Below are 18,467 nucleotides of genomic sequence, written 5' to 3' on the forward strand. Positions count from 1 at the left end.
CTACTATTAATCTTAATAAGAACATATAGGTTAGGATTTTTCCTTTCAATATATTTTTATAAGGTTAATCCGTATATCTAACACCTTTTAGCATCATATTGACCTTTGATTTAGTATCTTGGACAATATTTTTTCGAAATTCCTTTGCCTTTTTGAAGGCATCCATCATTCCTGATGCTAAAATTTTAATTTCTCTCGTACCAACTGGTTCTTCTAGAAGAAAAATATATTCTTTCATGTGTTTCACCTCACAAGCTGTAATTTTAATATAATTATATATTATTTTGTAAGCGATTACCACAGATATTTGTGAACATTTTCACTTATTTTTTTAAAGGTTTTTTAGGTTTACTTAAAGAATGAAACGGGTAAATTTACTTCAAACTAATTGGTGTTACTTTTTACTTATTCAACTCCTAAAAATAAAAAAGCGTCTGCAAATATGCAAACGCTGAAGGAGGTACTGCTTTATGTTTGGTAGTAATATTATATGTACACAAAATAATAACTGAATAGGACAAGTGCTGATTACAAGTAAAATAGGCTGGAAATGTAAAAAAATAAATTTCTACTAATAAAAGGAACCGATACTCCTAAACGGTTTGGACGTTCAGAGTTGTGGTATATATATAAAAGGGATAGGAGATGGTCTTATGAATGAACTAAAACACAGCTATTATATTAACATACAATCTCACGAGATTTTTAGTGAACCTGATGGATCGGAATGGGATTTTAGGATTGAAGCAACGGATAAAGAAGTTGCTGTTCTAGAACGGCTGTTTGATAAAACCGAGGAAACAGATTGGGAAAGTTATATCCGAGCCCACATTCCATATCTTGAATACCATCATCAGCCCCAAAATAAAGACTATGATCTACGTATTCTGCTAATCTATTCCTTACTACATTATTTGGGGGATGCAAAAACTCGCGCACATATTCACGAGATGGGAATATTAAATGAGGAATTTGTATATGAACAGGCAATACTGGGGTACCGAGAATTTTGATTGATTAAGAACTTAAAAACCGCACAAAATGCGGTCTAAAGTGGAGTTACTCTAAATCATTTTCTATAGGATCCGTCAGTTTTTCTTTTATAGGATCCCCATATTGGAGATTGATTTCTTTTGCTAACTCCGCTAAATATTCATCAGAAAAAAAGGGATTCTTATCTTTATACATGTAATTCCTCCTATGCGATAAGCTAAACTATATTTCTATAGCATATTTACGTTATTAACATTTCCATTTTCCTGGGATTTAATCTCTTGGAAAAAAATTCATTTACATTCGCTGAACATAGGAGTAATATAAACACAGTTTCAAATTTCTAAATCGCTGAAACCATTAGGTACGGGGGAACCATTTTTGTGGGATATTACTTATCTCAAGGGGTGAATCCTTTCAAGGTAGGGCTACTCAAAGGTCCGAATCCGACAGCTAACCTCGTAAGCGTTATATGAGAAGGAAGGTGGAGCTTGTGGCACGAGAAAAATGATGTGTCTACAGGTCGATTAACTATGACCTGTAGGCACTTTTTTATTTTTGAAAAATATTGCTTTTAGGAAATTACGTTTTAATGGGCAATATAAAACTTATTAACAATATTGGGTGGTGAGTAATTAATGCTTTCAGCATTAAAAAGATTTTTAATTGGACGTCCATTGAAGTCCCATGAATTAGGAGAACAGAAACTTAACAAAACCAAAGCATTAGCCATCCTTTCGTCTGATGCTCTATCTTCGGTGGCATACGGACCAGAACAAATTTTGATCGTATTAATTACGGTAAGTTCAGCTGCATTTTGGTATTCCATTCCTATCGCAGTTGGTGTATTAATTCTTTTAACAGCTCTTATACTGTCTTATCGGCAAATCATATTTGCGTACCCTCATGGGGGTGGAGCTTATGTGGTTTCCAAGAGCAATCTAGGTGTAAATTCAGGTTTGATAGCTGGCGGTTCACTTTTGGTCGACTACATACTAACTGTTGCTGTAAGTGTGTCTGCCGGGACTGATGCTATAACATCTGCTTTCCCTACATTACATCAATATAACGTAGGAATTGCCATTGTATTTGTCATTTTTATAACTCTTTTAAATTTAAGAGGAGTAACGGAATCTGCTTCAATATTAGCCTATCCCGTTTACTTATTCGTTGTAGCATTAGTTATATTAATTGGTGTGGGTTTGTATCATATTGTCACTGGAGGGGTTTCACCTCAATTACATACACCTATCGGTACACCTGTGACGGGGATTAGTCTGTTTATACTTTTAAGAGCGTTCGCTTCAGGAAGTTCAGCCCTAACAGGGGTTGAAGCCATTTCGAATGCAATCCCTAATTTTAAAGACCCGGCCCCTAATAATGCTGCTAAAACATTATTGGCAATGGGAGCCTTGCTTGCCGTATTGTTTTCAGGAATTGTATTTTTAGCTTATTATTATGGGATTTCTCCAAATGCAGAAGTAACCGTTGTTTCTCAAATTGCTGAAGAAACTTTCGGGCGGAATTTCATTTATTTCTTTATTCAAGGAACTACAGCATTGATCTTAATCCTCGCGGCGAACACAGGATATTCAGCTTTCCCGTTGTTGGCAGTTAATCTGGCAAAGGATAAGTTTATTCCAAGAATGTTTCTTATTAGAGGGGACAGATTAGGATATTCAAATGGGATCATCATACTTGGCGTTGCTTCTATTATTCTCATCCTTGCTTTTCAAGCTGAAACAGAGTCTCTTATCCCGCTTTATGCCATTGGAGTATTTCTTCCATTTACATTGTCTCAGTCAGGCATGATGGTTAAATGGCTGCGAGAGAAACCTCAAGGATGGGTTCCGAAATTCATTATCAATACAACGGGTGCCCTCATTAGTCTTGTCGTCACATTAATGTTCTTGATAACAAAATTCTCACAGGTTTGGTCAATCTTAATCTTTCTACCGATCATTGTCTACCTCTTTCATCGAATTAGAAAGCATTATGATGCCGTTGGTGACCAACTTAGGCTCACTACATGTGAACCACTGATGCCTATTGAAGGAAATGTACTAATCGTACCTGTTGCTGGCATGACAAATGTGGTAGCCAATTCCATAAACTATGCTAAATCTCTTTCCCAGGATCAAATTATTGCCGTATATGTTTCCTTTGAAAGAGACGATGAAAAAAACTTTGAAGAAAAATGGAAGAAGTGGCAGCCAGATGTAAGACTGGTGACGCTTCACTCGCATTATAGAAGTATCATTAATCCCCTTACCAAATTTATTGATACAATTGAACATAAAGCTAGTGAAGCGAACTACCGAGTCACCGTAATCATTCCGCAATTTATCCCTAAGAAAGGTTGGCACAATATTCTTCATAATCAATCAAGTTTACTGATTCGTGCCTACTTGTTGTTTCGGAAAAACGTGATTATCACTACTGTTCCTTACCATTTAAAGAAATAAGAATATAAACCGTTTTTTCAGGTAGCTCTATCTAAAGTAGAGCTACCTATTATTTATATTCAATGTTTTGCTTTTAACCCTGGCTTTTTTGCAATACTGCTTTTTTAGGTTCACTTTCTTGAATAGCTGCTTTCTTAGGCATAAAGAATGCAACAATGAGCGCCACAAATCCTAAGACTAGCATAAATATATAGGCATCACTTGCACCATATATAGAAGCTAATTTTGATAGTTCCATCTTAGTCATGCCTCCATTTTCCATAGAGATCTCAGTGGCATGTGATTTTGCTTGAATGGTATACACTGTAACGACAACTGCTGTGCCAATCGCACCTGCCAATTGGCGAACCGTATTATTAACTGCTGAACCATGTGAACCTAATTCTCTTGGTAAAGCATTTAACCCTGCTGTATTTAATGGCATAGAAATGAAGCTTAATCCAATTCGTAAAATTACCGTGCGGGCCATTAAGTACATATAGGTGGTGGATTTGGTTAAATCAATGACTCCCCACATGGAAATAATGATAAATAGTAAGCCTATAATAAAGAGAGGTTTAGCACCGTATTTATCATACATTCTACCTGTGACAGGGGATAGGAAGGCATTAATGATCGCTCCAGGCAATAAAAGCAGGCCTGCCTCAAAAGCTGTAAATCCACGTCCATTCTGCAAATAAATAGGTAAAAGAATTAAATCCGCATACATAATCATCGTATTTAGGATATTGATGAACGATGTCAGAGTAAAAATTTTATACTTAAATACGGATAAATTTAATAAGGGATCTTTGGATTTCATTTGGCGTATACAGAATAAAATCGTAACGATGATTCCGACAACGATGGTTGAAATGACAACAGGATTATCCCATCCCTTGCTGCCTGCGCTGCTAAATCCATATAAAATACAGCCAAAGCCAATCGTTGATAAAATAACACTTGCCATATCTAATTTTGCTTTTGTTGTATCGGCAACATTCATTAAATATTTGAACGAGAGAAGAATGGCAATTAAAACAAATGGAGCTAACCCAATAAATAGCCATCTCCATGATACATATTCAATGATAAACCCAGATAATGTTGGAGCAATGGCGGGAGCAAAAATGATCGCAAAACCAATTGTCCCCATAATACTTCCACGCTTTTCGGTAGGATATAAATATAAAATGACAGTCATCATGAGCGGCATAATAATTCCTGCACCTACGGCTTGAATCATTCTTCCTGTTAACAGCATGCCAAAATTCATTGCACAGGCACAAATGATAGAACCGACCAACAAAAAGAACATCGAACTAATAAATAGCTGCCTTGTTGTAAAACGTTTCATTAAAAACGCTGTAATTGGCACTAAAACACCGTTTACTAACATAAAGCCCGTCGACAACCATTGCACAGTGGCCGGAGTTACATGAAAAACGTCCATGAAACTGCTCAATGCCACGTTTAATAACGTTTGATTTAACGTCGATAAAAAACAGCCGGCAATCAGTACAATTAATAAGATTTTTTTATTACTTTCTGTAATTTCATTATTCATTCATTTACCCCTTTATTCTAGACTTGAATTCTCAACAATGTGTCGATAAAATCCATAGTAACAAGAAATAAAGTTCCTGACCATGAACAGTTTTTTTCGAAATGTTTACTAATCGACAAAGAATATATGTACTGTTGTGAAAGTCAAAGGAAAATCTATAAAGGAGTTTAAAAATGTCTATACCTAAAAAAGAAGACCCTCGTACCATTCGTTCAAAGGAAATGTTTAAAAATGCTGTCTTTTCTCTCATAAGCGAGAACTCGTCTATTTCAAATTTAACGGTTCAGAAAGTCGCAGCCAAAGCAGGATTAAACCGAACAACCTTTTACTTACATTATCAGGATATTCAAGATTTACTAACGCAAATCACCGATGAGATTTTAAATGAGTTAACGGATAAATTTCTTCCTTTAATACATGCAAAAGATTTATCAGAAAAACAACAGCTAACCCAATTGCTTGACTATTTATATATCCATCGAAAATATTTACTTATTCTATTTAATATGAATCAGTTCGAGGAAGAATTGTTTTTATTATTAAAACAAGTAGTAGGAACAAGAAGGAAGAATATCAAGGAGGATTTACCTGCTGATTATGTTGCGATTGATATTAAAACAGCCTCATTGGTAGGCATCATCATGTGGTGGGTAAAGAAGGGGCTTCACTTTAGTTCGGATTATATCGCGGATCAAATTTATTTGATGTACAGAGCGCAATGATTCTATCTACCAGATCACATAGACCAACCTACCCATGAGATGTGATCGCAGCGTTGGTCTTTTATTTAAGTTAAAGTTTAGATTTGTGGAATTAAATTATTTTCCTAAGGAAATCATAAGCGAAATGCGGGAAAAGGGGATAAGTTATGACCACGGATAAAGAATTAAATCCAATGAATGTGATGAAACCGTTGAATAGAAATCCAAAAATATTAGATGAGACCCAGCCTTTTACGTCATTTGAAATAGGTAAACTCTGGGCTACCTATATGGGAAACAGCATGTCCATTCAAATTTTAAGCTATTTTCTTCAACATTGTGAGGAAGAAGATATTCGGATGCTATTAGAAAATGGCTTAGCTTTATCTAAGGATTTCATACAGAGGACCGAAGTGTTTTTTAAAAAGGAGAATTTTCCTATCCCAATTGGATTTACTAAAGATGATGTCAATCTTGGTGCCCCTCGATTATACAAAGATGAATTTTATGTTCACTATTTAAAATATGCTGCAAAGGCAGGTATGAGCCTTTACGCTGTAGCAGTACCATTGATCATGAGGGAGGACGTACGAGAGTTCTTTATTTATTGTAATCAATGCACTACTGTCCTGTTAGGGCAAATTAATAATGTTTTAATGGAAAATAAATTTATTGCCAAACCTCCCACCATTCCGACACCAGACGGAATTGAAAAAACTGATAAACAAAGTTTCTTAAATGGTTTTTTTGGAGATGTCCGGCCGTTACAGGCATTAGAAATCATACATCTTTGGGATAACATAGAGAATAACACTACAAGTATGGCCTTATTATTGGGCTTTCAACAAACAGTTCAAGATGAAAAGATAAGGGCCTTGTTTAAAAGAGGTTTTGACATGACTGATAAAGCTGTAAAACAGTACAAGGAAAAACTTCACGTTGAAAGTATACATTCACCTGATTATCTAGACCATTTGGTTACCACATCTACCTATCCACCTTTTTCCGATAAAATAATGTTGTTTCATAAAGTGGACATGTTTGCTATGAAGGTAAGGGCATTTGGAAACTCACTGGCGGTAACTGCAAGAAGAGATATCGATATGTTGTATATAAGAACTCTTATCAACATTGGGGCATTTGTTGATGATGGTATGAATATCTTTATTCAAAAAGGTTGGTTGGAATCACCGCCAAAAGCAAATGATAGAGCTTAAGATACATAAAAAAAGGAGGACACTCTTCGTTAATCAATGAAGGTGTTCTCCTTTTTTTGATTACTAGTAATCTTATTTTGGGCATATCAATGATAATTCGCGTTTTCGATCAGATGCCTGATCGTATTAAGCTGAAAAGCTCCATATATTCTATTTTTGGATGTAAGCTCATTGATAAAAAACTGGTGTAACTGCTCTTTGTTGGCCACCCGATTTACTAAGCTGTTGTCCGACCAATCGTGAAGCTCTTTTACATCGTAATTAAAGAATACCAAGGTGTTGATCCATGTTGTAATATCTTGATTTTCCAAATAATTGGATAGGATGACGGCAGTCTGTTGAACCTGGCTTATTGGATTTTCACATGTTTTTACCGTTAATGCTCCCGACACTGATTTACTGAAGATCAGCGTTTCCTCTTTCTCGCTATCTAATATTTCTGCTAAAAAAGAAAACCTCTGGCTGTTATTTCTTGTTAATCCCAAAACAATGTGACCTTTCCAGTATTTGGTTTCTATGACATAGATACCAGTTGATAAAAGGACAAGGTGATCGATCTGCCGAGTATTACCATTTCCATCGGGTATATAAATGTTCGGCATGATAATCATTTCATCTGGTGGAATAATTTTTTTTCGAATTAAATCTGATTTGAAATTTTCTAGGATCTGATGGGTGACGATTTCCCCTTGGTTTTTATAATTTTTCCGTATCTCTTCATTTTCAATGACTAGTTTTTCTATTTCACGTTGGTAAGCTTCGCTCAAACTCAATACCTTTTCATCGTACTTCGTTGCTGCCGTTTCCATCGATGCCTTTTGTATTTCTTTGAGCGCTTCTAGCTCTTGGTAATGATCGCTTCTCATTTCTTTTTGTTTTGCCTTTTCCTTTTTTACGATATAAGTTAACCAAGCGACAGATGCAGCTAGTAAAGTGGAAACAATTAACCAAATCATTGATTTTCTCCTTATCTATCAGATCATATATTTTTATTAATAGTTTTTTATCAGCAATTTATCTAATTGGCGGACTTTATCATAGGAATTTACTAGTTTCTCAGGTACCAAGGTCCTGCCATATTCCCAAGCATTCGTTTCTATTTTAGTTAGAAGTTGTGCTTTTTCATCATCTTCGCCATACTTTATGATCCTTAAATCATGTTTGTTTTTCTTAAAATCCAAATAGTAACCGAGTTGATGATATAGGATAATTTTAACACAATCTTCATCTTTTTCTTTAATTTTAAAGTTAATATTTGCTATATATCCATTAATTTTTAAATAGTTAAACTTAAGCGTATTAGTAGAAACGTTAAAACTCATAGGTGCGGGCAGGGTATTGTTAATTTCATACTCAATTGTTAATTTATGCTCTTGCAATGTATGTTCAATGATTTTCTCAATCTCCCATATATAAATCATCTTACCCGAACACGTCCTTTCAAGCTCTTTACTTTTTATTTTTAAGAAATGCAAGTGGAAAGTAAATCCATCAATGTGCCTTTAGACTTTGTTCCTATCGCATTTTTCAAAGAAAACCTCCATTGAAATAGTAGCAGGAATTCTCTCTATCAGTTTATAGATTGTTCTTATTAGAGAATAGAGAAAAACTATGTCTGATTTTCTTACAATGTTGTTCAAAAAATATTGAACAAGGAGTATATTCGGATTAACAAGTTAACAAATATGTTTAAATTGTAAAAATATATAGACACTTATGTATAATTTGTTATAAGATTGTGTTAAGAAATTACATAATAAACATTTTTGTTCATTCGATTAAGGAGGTTTGAAGTAATGGAGTTATTAATGAGAAATATGTTTCAAACACTTGGGAAGAATACCTCAGCTAATAAACTAGCAAAAAAATACGGTTTGCGATTTGGAGCTGGGCGATTTGTGGCGGGGGAAACGATCCAAACCGCCATTGATTCCGTGAAAAAGTTGAACCGTGATGGGAAAATGGTCACCTTAGACCACCTTGGGGAATTTGTTTATACAGAAGAAGAGGCGCAGGACTCAACGGCCATGTGCATTCAAACCCTCGATGCGATTGCTGAAGCAGGGGTCAAGTCTAATCTTTCTCTTAAAATGACATCGCTTGGCCTTGATATTAGCAGAGAGTTATGTATGAAGAATATGCGTAAAATTCTTAACCGGGCAGCGCTCCATCAAAATTTTGTCAGAATCGATATGGAAGATTATGATCACTGTCAAATATCATTGGATATTTATAAAGAGCTCCGGAAGGAATATGACAATGTCGGACTTGTTATTCAAGCCTACCTGTTTAGAACAGAACAGGATATTGCAGACTTAAATCAACTGAACGCAAACCTGCGTCTCGTAAAAGGAGCATATAAAGAGTCTCCAACAGTTGCTTTTCCAGAGAAAAAAGATGTGGATGAGAATTTTAAAAAGATTATTAAGCAGCATCTATTAAATGGGAACTATACAGCGGTAGCCACCCATGATGAAGCAATGATTGAGTACACAAAAACGCTAGTAAGTGAACATCAAATAGTTAAAGAGCAATTTGAATTCCAGATGCTTTATGGAATTTGTGAGGATATTCAAGCAAAGCTTGTAAAAGAAGGGTTTAATGTCCGTGTTTATGTGCCTTACGGGGTAGACTGGTTTGGTTATTTTATGAGACGGTTGGCAGAAAGACCCGCAAACGTATGGTTTGTTCTAAAAAATCTATTAAAATAGAAATTTTATATAAAAAGGAGTCGGAAAATTATGACAACTGTAACACAAACAGCACCATTTAAAAATGAGCCTTTTACGAATTTTTCTCAAGAGGAAAATAAGCAAGTAATATATGCAGCGCTTGCGAAAGTGAAAACAGAACTAGGCAGGAAGTACCCACTGGTAATCGGCAATGAAAAGCTATTTACCGAAGAACAAACGATTTCAATTAATCCAGGAAATGTGGATGAAATCATCGGGTCAGTTAGCAAAGGAAATAAAGAATTGGCTGAAAAAGCGATGCAAGAAGCGTTAAAAACCTTTGAAACTTGGAAAAAGGTGGCTTCGGCAGAGCGTGCGGAATATCTATTCAAAGCAGCAGCTATTATGAGACAGCGTAAGCATGAATTTTCTTCGTACCTTGTCTATGAATCTGGGAAAAACTGGGCTGAAGCAGATGCCGATACAGCAGAAGCCATCGATTTTATGGAATTCTATGCGAGAGAAATGATTCGCCTAAGCGAGACAAGCACTCATCAACCGCTTGTGAACATCGAAGGAGAAGACAATCAAATTTCTTATATTCCACTAGGTGTTGGGATTGTCATTTCTCCGTTTAACTTCCCATTGGCGATAATGGCGGGAACAACTGTCGCAGCCATTGTCTCAGGAAATACGGTTATTTTAAAACCAGCGGATGCTACTCCTGTGGTTGCAGCCAAATTTGTGGAATTGATGGAAGAGGTGGGTCTTCCTTCAGGCGTTCTCAACTATTTGCCAGGCGATGGAATTGATGTAGGTGAGTATTTGGTTGAGCATCCAAGCACTCGGTTTATCTCCTTTACCGGTTCACGGGCGGTAGGCTGCCGAATTTATGAAAGAGCATCTAAGGTTCAGCCTGGCCAATTGTGGTTAAAGCGTGTCATAGCTGAGATGGGCGGAAAAGACGGAGTGGTTGTTGATGAAACAGCAGACTTAGATGCAGCAGCATCAGCGATTGTCGCTTCTGCTTTTGGCTTCCAAGGACAAAAATGTTCTGCGGGCTCTCGAGCGATTATTGTCGAATCGGTTTATGATGAAGTCGTGGAGAAAGTAACGGAGTTAACGAAAAATCTAACGGTTGGTCTTCCCGAAGAGAACTATGCGGTTGGACCAGTGATCGATCAAAAATCAGTGGATAAAATTATGGGCTATATCGAAATTGGTAAAACAGAAGGCAGATTGCTTACAGGCGGCTCTAGAGCAAAGGGGAACGGCTTCTACATTGAACCAACCATCATTGCTGATGTCCAACCAAAAGCCCGGATCATGCAGGAGGAAATCTTTGGTCCTGTCCTTGCCCTTGCGAAAGCAGCAGACTGGCAGGAAGCGATTGAAATCTATAATGATACTGATTATGGATTAACAGGCGCTTATCATTCCCAGAATGAGGAACGAATTCAGTATGCCCTTGAAAACATGCATTGCGGAAATCTTTACATCAATAAAAAGTGTACGGGTGCATTAGTTGGTGCCCATCCATTTGGCGGATTCAACATGTCAGGCACCGATTCAAAAGCTGGCGGATACGATTACCTGCTGTTGTTTACTCAAGCGAAACTGAAATCTAGAAAACTTTAATCACTATATAAACGGGGAACCCTCCTTTTAAGAGGGGGGAATTCTCCTAAAACCAACCGTGTTTAAAATTTTATTGTAAGCGCTTCATATGATTTTGTGAGTCAAAAACAGAATGGGGGATAGGCTTTGAATATACAGATTCTTATTTCTATTGGTATATATATGGTAGGTATGCTGATCATTGGTTATTTTGCGTACAAGCGTACGTCTAATCTTGAAGATTATATGTTAGGCGGAAGAGGGCTGGGGCCTGCTGTTACAGCACTAAGTGCAGGGGCATCTGATATGAGCGGCTGGCTGCTTATGGGTCTTCCAGGGGCGATGTTTTCTCAAGGTTTGAGCGCCTCATGGATTGCTATCGGTTTAACCATAGGGGCCTATATCAACTGGCTTTATGTAGCACCACAGTTAAGAACTTATACAGAAAAGGCCAACAATTCGATGACCATTCCTGCGTTTCTGGAGAATCGTTTTGCTGATGGTTCGAATTTGCTGCGCTTGACTTCTGGACTTATCATTATTGTCTTTTTTACTTTCTATGTATCGTCGGGAATGGTTTCAGGTGGAGTTCTATTTGAATCAACCTTTAATATGCATTACCAGGCAGGACTTTGGATTATCGCTGCTGTCGTAATTGCCTATACGTTATTTGGCGGATTTTTGGCGGTGAGTTGGACCGATTTTGTACAAGGTTTAATCATGGTCACAGCACTTATTTTGGTGCCAGTTGTAACCATTATGGAAGTAGGCGGGTTTGGTCCCGCATTTCAGGAAATAAAGGGGATTGATCCGAAGTTATTCGATATTTTTAAAGGGACCACTGTATTAGGAATTGTTTCCTTGATGGCATGGGGCTTGGGGTACTTTGGGCAGCCGCATATTATTGTCCGCTTTATGGCGATTTCGTCCGTGAAAGAAATTAAAAAAGCAAGACAAATTGGTATGGGCTGGATGATCTTTTCGGTAGGTGGTGCGATGTTTACCGGTTTCATCGGTTTGGCCTTTTATTCTAAACAAGGACTCACACTAGCAGATCCTGAGACCGTCTTTATTGAACTAAGTCGAATTTTATTTCATCCCTTAATTACTGGATTTTTACTGGCCGCATTATTAGCAGCGGTAATGAGTACGATTTCTTCCCAGCTTCTTGTGACAGCAAGCTCGCTGACCGAGGATGTTTATAAGACGTTCTTCCGCCGCTCAGCAACAGATAAAGAACTCATGTTGATTAGCAGACTATCCGTGCTTGTCGTATCGATTATTGCTGTTGTACTTGCGTTTGATAAGAATGGAACCATTTTATCGCTGGTCGGATACGCTTGGGCTGGCTTTGGAGCTTCATTTGGACCTGTCATTCTAATGAGCCTTTACTGGAAACGGATGAACAGATGGGGCGCACTTGCTGGAATGGTTGGCGGTGCCGTAACGGTCATCATATGGGCCAGTGTACCGGTATTAAAGAATAGTTTGTACGAAATTATCCCAGGATTCATTGTAGGCTTAGCTGCCATCTGGATTGTCAGCTTGATGACTCCCGAACCGAGTGAGCAATTACAAAGAGAATTTGACCAGTATAAACACTCGGCCTAACCTTTTACGCCTTTTGATAGGGATAAGAGAATATGTTTATAAAAATGAAAGCTGATACCCGGATTAAGATACGGGTTCAGCTTTTTTCATTCATATAAGAAGAGTCCTAATGTATTGCACTTAAAAGGGCTGATTCGCTAGAATAGATGTTCATTTTATGATAATGTTAAAGGATAATAAAGGCATGAAAGGATTTTAGTATGTTCAAAAATGCTCAATTGTTATTGGATGACTCCTTTACAATTGTTAATCATCATATACCATTACTAGAAATAAAAAAGAAGCTGAACGAGTACCATTTTGTTATCGTGTCAGGTGGAACATACTTGAGTATTGCTAATTATGAAAAAAGCCTGATGAACTTAGGTGACGACTCCATACCTATTATTGATTGGCTTGAACAGCTTCAATGGCTGCCATCATCTGTGATTTTGGATGTCGATGGAGCCGATAAGGCTGTTGATTGGCGCCGACCGGTACTTGTTAAAGACGAAAAAGGAATTGTTGGGGTTCTTTCAGCTGAAAAGCGGCTGGAAATGCTTGAAGAAGAAAACCGCCAGATTTCTGCTTATTTTCAGACGTTAGCAGAGACGATCAATGAATCGGTTACAGCAGTTGATCAAGAGGGACAAGTTGTCTATTGGAGTACTACAGCGGAAGAAACCTATAAGATAAAAAAAGAGTACATCCTTGGAAAAAAAATAGGGGAGCACTTTCGTGATGAATCGATTGTCCTTCACCGGATACTAAATGAAGGACGACCGGTAAGAGGGCAATATCATCGACCTGATAAGGATACACACGTTCTCATTAACGCTTCACCGATACTGATAGAAAATCAGATCATTGGCGGCGTCGCTACCGAACAGAATATCACGAATATTATCCGACTTAATGAAGAATTGGATTCCAACTCATCCGTGCTTGTTCAAAAGTCCAATCCCTTCTCAACCATGGTAAGCGGGAGTCCAAAATTTCAGGAAGCTTTGAAGATTGCGCAAAAGGTCGCCCATGCCGATATCCCTATCCATTTAACAGGGGAACCTGGGGCTGGAAAGGAAATGCTGGCACAGGCGATTCATTATGGAGGAACAAAAGCTGAAGGGCCTTTTATCACCCTAAACTGCTCGCTCATTCCTTCTGCCTTGTTGGAAATGGAACTTTTCGGTTTTCAAAAGGAAAACTATACTGCCGAACAGCAAACCTTACAAATCGGCCGGATCGAGCAAGCTTTAGGCGGTACGTTATTTATAGAAGATATTGATAAGATGCCGCTTCAGGTTCAAGGAAAACTATTAAATTATATGGTCGATCATCGGTTTTACCGGGTAGGTGGGATAGAGAAAATTACCTCGCCAACTCGAATCATAACTTCCACCTCAGAATCAATTGAGATACTAGTGAAACAAGGAAGTTTTAACGAGCAGCTTTATTTTCATTTATCCGTGATTACCATCGATATACCGCCCTTAAGAACTAGAAAAGAGGATATCGTTGCCCATGCCCAGAATTTTGTTCAAGAATTCAACTCTAAATATAAAAAACCGGTACTGGAGATCTCTTCTGAAACCATGAATCAGTTGGTGAACTATGACTGGCCAGGTAACATCCGTGAGTTGAGGAACACAATCGAACGGTTGGTTCTCCTTACTGACAAATCCGTTATTACCGATGAACATTTGCCCGATAGTATTAAAAGTAAGTTAATGGTGAAACAAACTACCAGCCAAAAAGAGGAAATCGTTCAACAGGAAGATGTTCTTATAAATCCAGAAGTCTTAGAGATTGAAGAAGCATTAAGAAAAACCTATGGAAATAAAAGTGCAGCGGCCAACCTTTTAGGGATTTCACGAGGGACATTGTATAACAAGATAAAAGAATATGGATTACATTAAACGAAAAATACACCAACAATGGTGTATTTTTTCTTAAATCTAAAGTCAATGATCATCAAGAAGAGCATAATAGGAGGAGATTTATTTGACATTTATGCCAACAAAACAACGTGATAAAGTGAGTTCGTATAAAAATCTTCGGTCGTTGTATGAGCAAAACATTACGGTGAACAGTATTTCAGAAACCATGGATACGTGTCATCTTACTGATGATGCCGAAAGTATTAAAAACATGATGCTAATGAAAGACTATGATGTTATGGGTGTGGAAGATCATGGAATTGTTATTGGTTATCTTGTCAGAAATGAATTAAAGGAAGGAATCTGTCATGAGTATTATCGGAGTTTTAGTCCGACCGAGCTTGTCTCGGAATCCACACCACTTATAGATACGCTGTTTATTCTTAAAGAGATTGACAGAATCTTTATCCTTGAAGGAAACAGAATAACCAAAGTTGTGACGCTGGCAGATCTTCAGAAACCTCCCGTTAGAATGTTACTATTTGGGCTGATTTCCTTATTAGAGATGCACCTTTATCGAATTATAAATGATTTTTTCCCTGAGGATACCTGGAAAAAACATTTAAATCCCCATCGAATTCAATTAGCTGAGGAATTATTTTCTCTTAGAAAGTCACGAAACGAAGCCATTCAATTATGTGATTGTCTACAAATTTGCGACAAACGAGACATCGTCTTGAATGAGAGTCCATTACGGGAACTTTTGGGGATTGAATCAAAGAGCAAAGGGAAAACGTATTTTAAACAATTAGAAGGTTTACGAAACAACTTAGCACATGCCCAGAACTTGACTACACAAAATTCTTGGGATGAACTTTTCTTAGTACTTGAACAGACTGAGAAATTATTAGGAGCATGTGAAAAGGTATGAGGCAAAATTTCCACAGAAATTGTTAGAAGAGGGTTGGTGCCTGGTTCTAAAGGTACCAACTTTTTTCTGTATCGAGGCAGTTGACCTAATCAGTCCGAACTAAATAATATCGTGTCAGTTTTTTGGGTAATTGAATACAATTTAGAATAACAACATTTTAATGTACAGGGAGAGGTGTGACGGCATCATGTTTTCTGCTACAGGAATGCAGGGATTCAAGATGTTTTCTACAGTCCACATTGCTACGTTAGTACTATTCTTCGCTGCATGTGGTGCTTTGGTGCATTTCAGAAATCGACAGAAGCGATACCAACCGATCTTTAAATGGACTTTGTTTATACTGTTGCCTGCCTGTGAAATCTCCTTGCAATTATGGTTAATCCTCACCCACCAATGGGAAGTGAAGGATCTTCCTTTACAACTTTGTTCTCTTAGTTCGTTTTTAGCGATATTTTTATTCTTGAAAAAGAGCAAAAAGGTGTTTTATTTGTTGTATTTTTTTGGTACATTAACTCCCATTTTAGCAATGGTTACACCTGAAATGACCTACAATTTCCCTCATTTTCGCTATATTGAATATTTCCTTCATCATTCCGTTATTCCGTTAACCGCATTTTACTTTATTCTTTATGAAGATTATAGGGTACCGATGAAAGCGATTATATCTAGTTTCTTAACCGTGAACATAATCGCCGTCCCCATATTTTTCTTAAATCTGCTGCTTGGCACGAACTTTTTCTACTTAGCGAGTCCAACAGAAGCAAAAACAATCCTAACTTTTTTCGGAAGTGGGATTATGTATTATATTAATTTAGAGATTGCCGCACTGATTGTATTTTTCATCACCTATTTACCAATGGCTGTTTTACAAAGAATCGAAAATAGATACAAAAAAAATGAAGTTAAAATTGATAACGCGCTTAGTTAAACAAGATCAATCAAACGGTAATAAAAGGATGGAGGCACTGGACTTCATCCTTTTATTTGATTTTGTATTTTTTCTTCTAATCTAAGACTATAGTTGTATTCAAAAATTTTGTTTATGCAGTTATTATATGAGGATGTGATTCTGCAAAAAATTTATCGTAAAAAGAGAGAAGGTATTTTAGAATGTCTTTTGGTTCATTTGTCATGGCTTTTTCAATGGCGGGGATAGACTATGACATGTTACAAAATTTAGGAATTTCCATTGGTATTTTGGTATTATTTATCCTTTTTAGAAACTTATTTACAAAGTATGTATTTCAGTTGATTTTAAAATTGTCTAGGAAGACACCAACTGATGTTTTTACAAAAATTTGTTTAGGGTTTGAACGTCCTTTAGGATGGTTCTTTATTATTGTAGGTTTATATTTAGCCATGGATTATTTCCCTTTTATCGAACAGCATAATGCGTTATTTTTAAAATTTCTACGTTCCATGGTCATTGTATTAATTACATGGGGATTGTTTAATTTGTCATCGCCAACTGAGGGGATCTTAATAAGTGTTAATCAAAAGATCAACAATAAGATTGATTTAATTCTATTACCGTTCATTTCAAGGACGATCCGTGTCATCATCATTGCCATCAGTATTAGTATTATTGGCCAGGAGTTTGATTACGACGTAAACGGACTGGTGGCTGGTCTTGGGTTAGGGGGTCTAGCCTTTGCTTTAGCTGCTAAAGAAGCGGTAGGTAATCTAATTGGTGGAATCGTCATTGTAACAGAAAAGCCTTTCTCCATTGGAGATTGGATCTTAACACCTAGTGTCGAGGGGATTGTCGAAGATATAAATTTTAGAAGTACTAAAATACGTACGTTTAGTCAGGCACTAGTTACCGTTCCCAATGCAACCCTTGCCAACGAAGCCATTACCAATTGGAGCCGTATGGGGAAAAGACGAATCACTTTCCACTTAGGACTTAACTATCAAACCACCAAAGAACAAATTCAACGAGTCGTTAAACGAATTGAACATTTATTGATGACTCATGAAGAAATCCATCCTGATACGATTATGGTCGCATTCGATCATTATAATGAGAGTAGTCTCGATGTTCTTGTCTATTTTTTCACGAATTCAACAGTATGGGCAGAACACGTGAAAATTAAACATGAAATCAATTTAGCTATTATGGGTGTATTAGAAGAAGAGGGAGTAGACATAGCGTTTCCAAGTAGAACAATTTACGTAACTCCAAAATCAAATGAAGAATTATTCCAAACAATGGGTTCTTTTGATTGAAAATTGATTTATAGCAACATAGAAAAAGAAAGACCAACAAATGATGGTCTTTCTTTTTTATGTTATTAGTGATAGTGATGAATTCCATAAATCGCCATATCTGAGGATCAAAAATGATTAATTTTGGTTATTATTTGTATATTTTCGTATAAACTTTTCCATTACGGTAAAGAGAACTGCTAGATCACTTAGTTCATTATCATCAGCTATTTTTTGCGAATTTTCCTTTGTGGATACAGGAGCCGCTAGACCACTTTGAGCCTCTTCATCAGCAGTTCCTTGCGAAGTTCCCATAGTAGAAAAAGGAATTGATAGATCACTTTGAGCCTCTTCGACAGTAGGTTCGACTGAAGTTTCCATTGTGGAGAGTGGAATTGATAGATCAATTTCATCCTCTACAAAAGGTATTACTTGCGAAGTTTCCATACTGGATAAAGGAATTGATAAATCAATTTCATCCTCTACAAAAGGTATTACTTGCGAAGTTTCCATTGTGGACAAAGGAATTGATAGATTACTTTCATCCTCTTCAACAGGTGTTACTTGCGAAGTTCCCATTGTGAATTTAAGGTTTGATAGATTAATTTTAGCCTCTTCAATAGGTGTTACTTGCGAAGTTTCCATTGTGG

At 37.0% G+C, this 18,467-nt stretch carries 17 protein-coding genes and 1 riboswitch; of the genes, 11 read left to right on the plus strand and 6 right to left on the minus strand.

All coding sequences use genetic code 11. The features are described from left to right. Window positions 1-64: 64 nt before the first annotated feature. Window positions 65-238 (minus strand): hypothetical protein, encoded by a 174-nt coding sequence (locus BR30_RS36935; protein WP_155928807.1) that lies wholly within the window; start codon window positions 236-238, stop codon window positions 65-67. Between the two features lie 415 nt (window positions 239-653). Between BR30_RS36935 and BR30_RS34415 the strand changes: the two genes are divergently transcribed. Beyond that, a complete protein-coding gene (locus tag BR30_RS34415; RefSeq protein ID WP_035446084.1) occupies window positions 654-1,013 on the plus strand; it encodes a hypothetical protein in 360 nt (119 codons plus the stop codon). A 46-nt stretch (window positions 1,014-1,059) separates the two neighbouring features. On the opposite strand, the gene BR30_RS36940 is transcribed toward BR30_RS34415, so the two are convergent. Further along, a complete protein-coding gene (locus BR30_RS36940) occupies window positions 1,060-1,188 on the minus strand; it encodes a hypothetical protein (RefSeq protein WP_155928809.1) in 129 nt (42 codons plus the stop codon). A 144-nt stretch (window positions 1,189-1,332) separates the two neighbouring features. After that, window positions 1,333-1,477: riboswitch (cyclic di-AMP (ydaO/yuaA leader) on the plus strand. A 154-nt stretch (window positions 1,478-1,631) separates the two neighbouring features. On the opposite strand from BR30_RS36940, the gene BR30_RS0123650 reads away from it, so the two are divergent. Beyond that, a complete protein-coding gene (locus BR30_RS0123650; protein WP_026567154.1) occupies window positions 1,632-3,458 on the plus strand; it encodes an APC family permease in 1,827 nt (608 codons plus the stop codon). 73 nt (window positions 3,459-3,531) lie between these two features. On the opposite strand, the gene BR30_RS0123655 is transcribed toward BR30_RS0123650, so the two are convergent. Further along, window positions 3,532-5,004: a DHA2 family efflux MFS transporter permease subunit gene (locus BR30_RS0123655; protein WP_026567155.1), complete on the minus strand. Its 1,473-nt coding sequence runs from the start codon at window positions 5,002-5,004 to the stop codon at window positions 3,532-3,534. 173 nt (window positions 5,005-5,177) lie between these two features. On the opposite strand from BR30_RS0123655, the gene BR30_RS0123660 reads away from it, so the two are divergent. Both BR30_RS0123660 and BR30_RS0123665 read left to right on the plus strand, forming a co-directional pair. Beyond that, window positions 5,178-5,726, plus strand: a complete 549-nt coding sequence (locus BR30_RS0123660) for a TetR/AcrR family transcriptional regulator (protein WP_026567156.1) — start codon at window positions 5,178-5,180, stop codon at window positions 5,724-5,726. A 146-nt stretch (window positions 5,727-5,872) separates the two neighbouring features. Beyond that, window positions 5,873-6,922 (plus strand): DUF3231 family protein, encoded by a 1,050-nt coding sequence (locus BR30_RS0123665; RefSeq protein ID WP_197032401.1) that lies wholly within the window; start codon window positions 5,873-5,875, stop codon window positions 6,920-6,922. Window positions 6,923-7,008: 86 nt separating this feature from the next. On the opposite strand, the gene BR30_RS0123670 is transcribed toward BR30_RS0123665, so the two are convergent. Next, window positions 7,009-7,878 carry a nuclease-related domain-containing protein gene (locus BR30_RS0123670; protein ID WP_026567158.1) on the minus strand — a complete coding sequence of 290 codons (870 nt, stop codon included), beginning with the start codon at window positions 7,876-7,878 and terminating at the stop codon, window positions 7,009-7,011. Between the two features lie 36 nt (window positions 7,879-7,914). After that, window positions 7,915-8,343: a hypothetical protein gene (locus tag BR30_RS0123675; RefSeq protein WP_026567159.1), complete on the minus strand. Its 429-nt coding sequence runs from the start codon at window positions 8,341-8,343 to the stop codon at window positions 7,915-7,917. A gap of 375 nt (window positions 8,344-8,718) precedes the next feature. On the opposite strand from BR30_RS0123675, the gene BR30_RS0123680 reads away from it, so the two are divergent. The 7 genes from BR30_RS0123680 (at window position 8,719) to BR30_RS0123710 (ending at window position 17,838) form a co-directional block, all read left to right on the plus strand. Beyond that, entirely contained in the window at window positions 8,719-9,633 is a 915-nt protein-coding gene (locus tag BR30_RS0123680) for a proline dehydrogenase family protein (RefSeq protein WP_026567160.1), read from the plus strand. 30 nt (window positions 9,634-9,663) lie between these two features. Beyond that, entirely contained in the window at window positions 9,664-11,232 is a 1,569-nt protein-coding gene (gene pruA, locus BR30_RS0123685) for an L-glutamate gamma-semialdehyde dehydrogenase (RefSeq protein WP_026567161.1), read from the plus strand. A 132-nt stretch (window positions 11,233-11,364) separates the two neighbouring features. Further along, window positions 11,365-12,822 (plus strand): sodium/proline symporter PutP, encoded by a 1,458-nt coding sequence (gene putP / locus BR30_RS0123690; protein WP_442853001.1) that lies wholly within the window; start codon window positions 11,365-11,367, stop codon window positions 12,820-12,822. Window positions 12,823-13,022: 200 nt separating this feature from the next. Beyond that, a complete protein-coding gene (locus tag BR30_RS0123695) occupies window positions 13,023-14,717 on the plus strand; it encodes a sigma-54 interaction domain-containing protein (protein ID WP_026567163.1) in 1,695 nt (564 codons plus the stop codon). An 85-nt stretch (window positions 14,718-14,802) separates the two neighbouring features. Further along, complete coding sequence (locus BR30_RS0123700; protein WP_081825563.1) at window positions 14,803-15,609, plus strand: hypothetical protein; 807 nt, start codon at window positions 14,803-14,805, stop codon at window positions 15,607-15,609. Window positions 15,610-15,796: 187 nt separating this feature from the next. Next, complete coding sequence (locus BR30_RS0123705) at window positions 15,797-16,537, plus strand: YwaF family protein (RefSeq protein ID WP_026567165.1); 741 nt, start codon at window positions 15,797-15,799, stop codon at window positions 16,535-16,537. A 182-nt stretch (window positions 16,538-16,719) separates the two neighbouring features. Next, window positions 16,720-17,838: a mechanosensitive ion channel family protein gene (locus BR30_RS0123710; RefSeq protein WP_231507796.1), complete on the plus strand. Its 1,119-nt coding sequence runs from the start codon at window positions 16,720-16,722 to the stop codon at window positions 17,836-17,838. A 117-nt stretch (window positions 17,839-17,955) separates the two neighbouring features. On the opposite strand, the gene BR30_RS34420 is transcribed toward BR30_RS0123710, so the two are convergent. Further along, on the minus strand, window positions 17,956-18,467 hold a 512-nt coding region (locus tag BR30_RS34420; protein WP_035446085.1), incomplete at its 5' end, for a hypothetical protein.

Source organism: Bacillus sp. UNC41MFS5 (assembly GCF_000686805.1).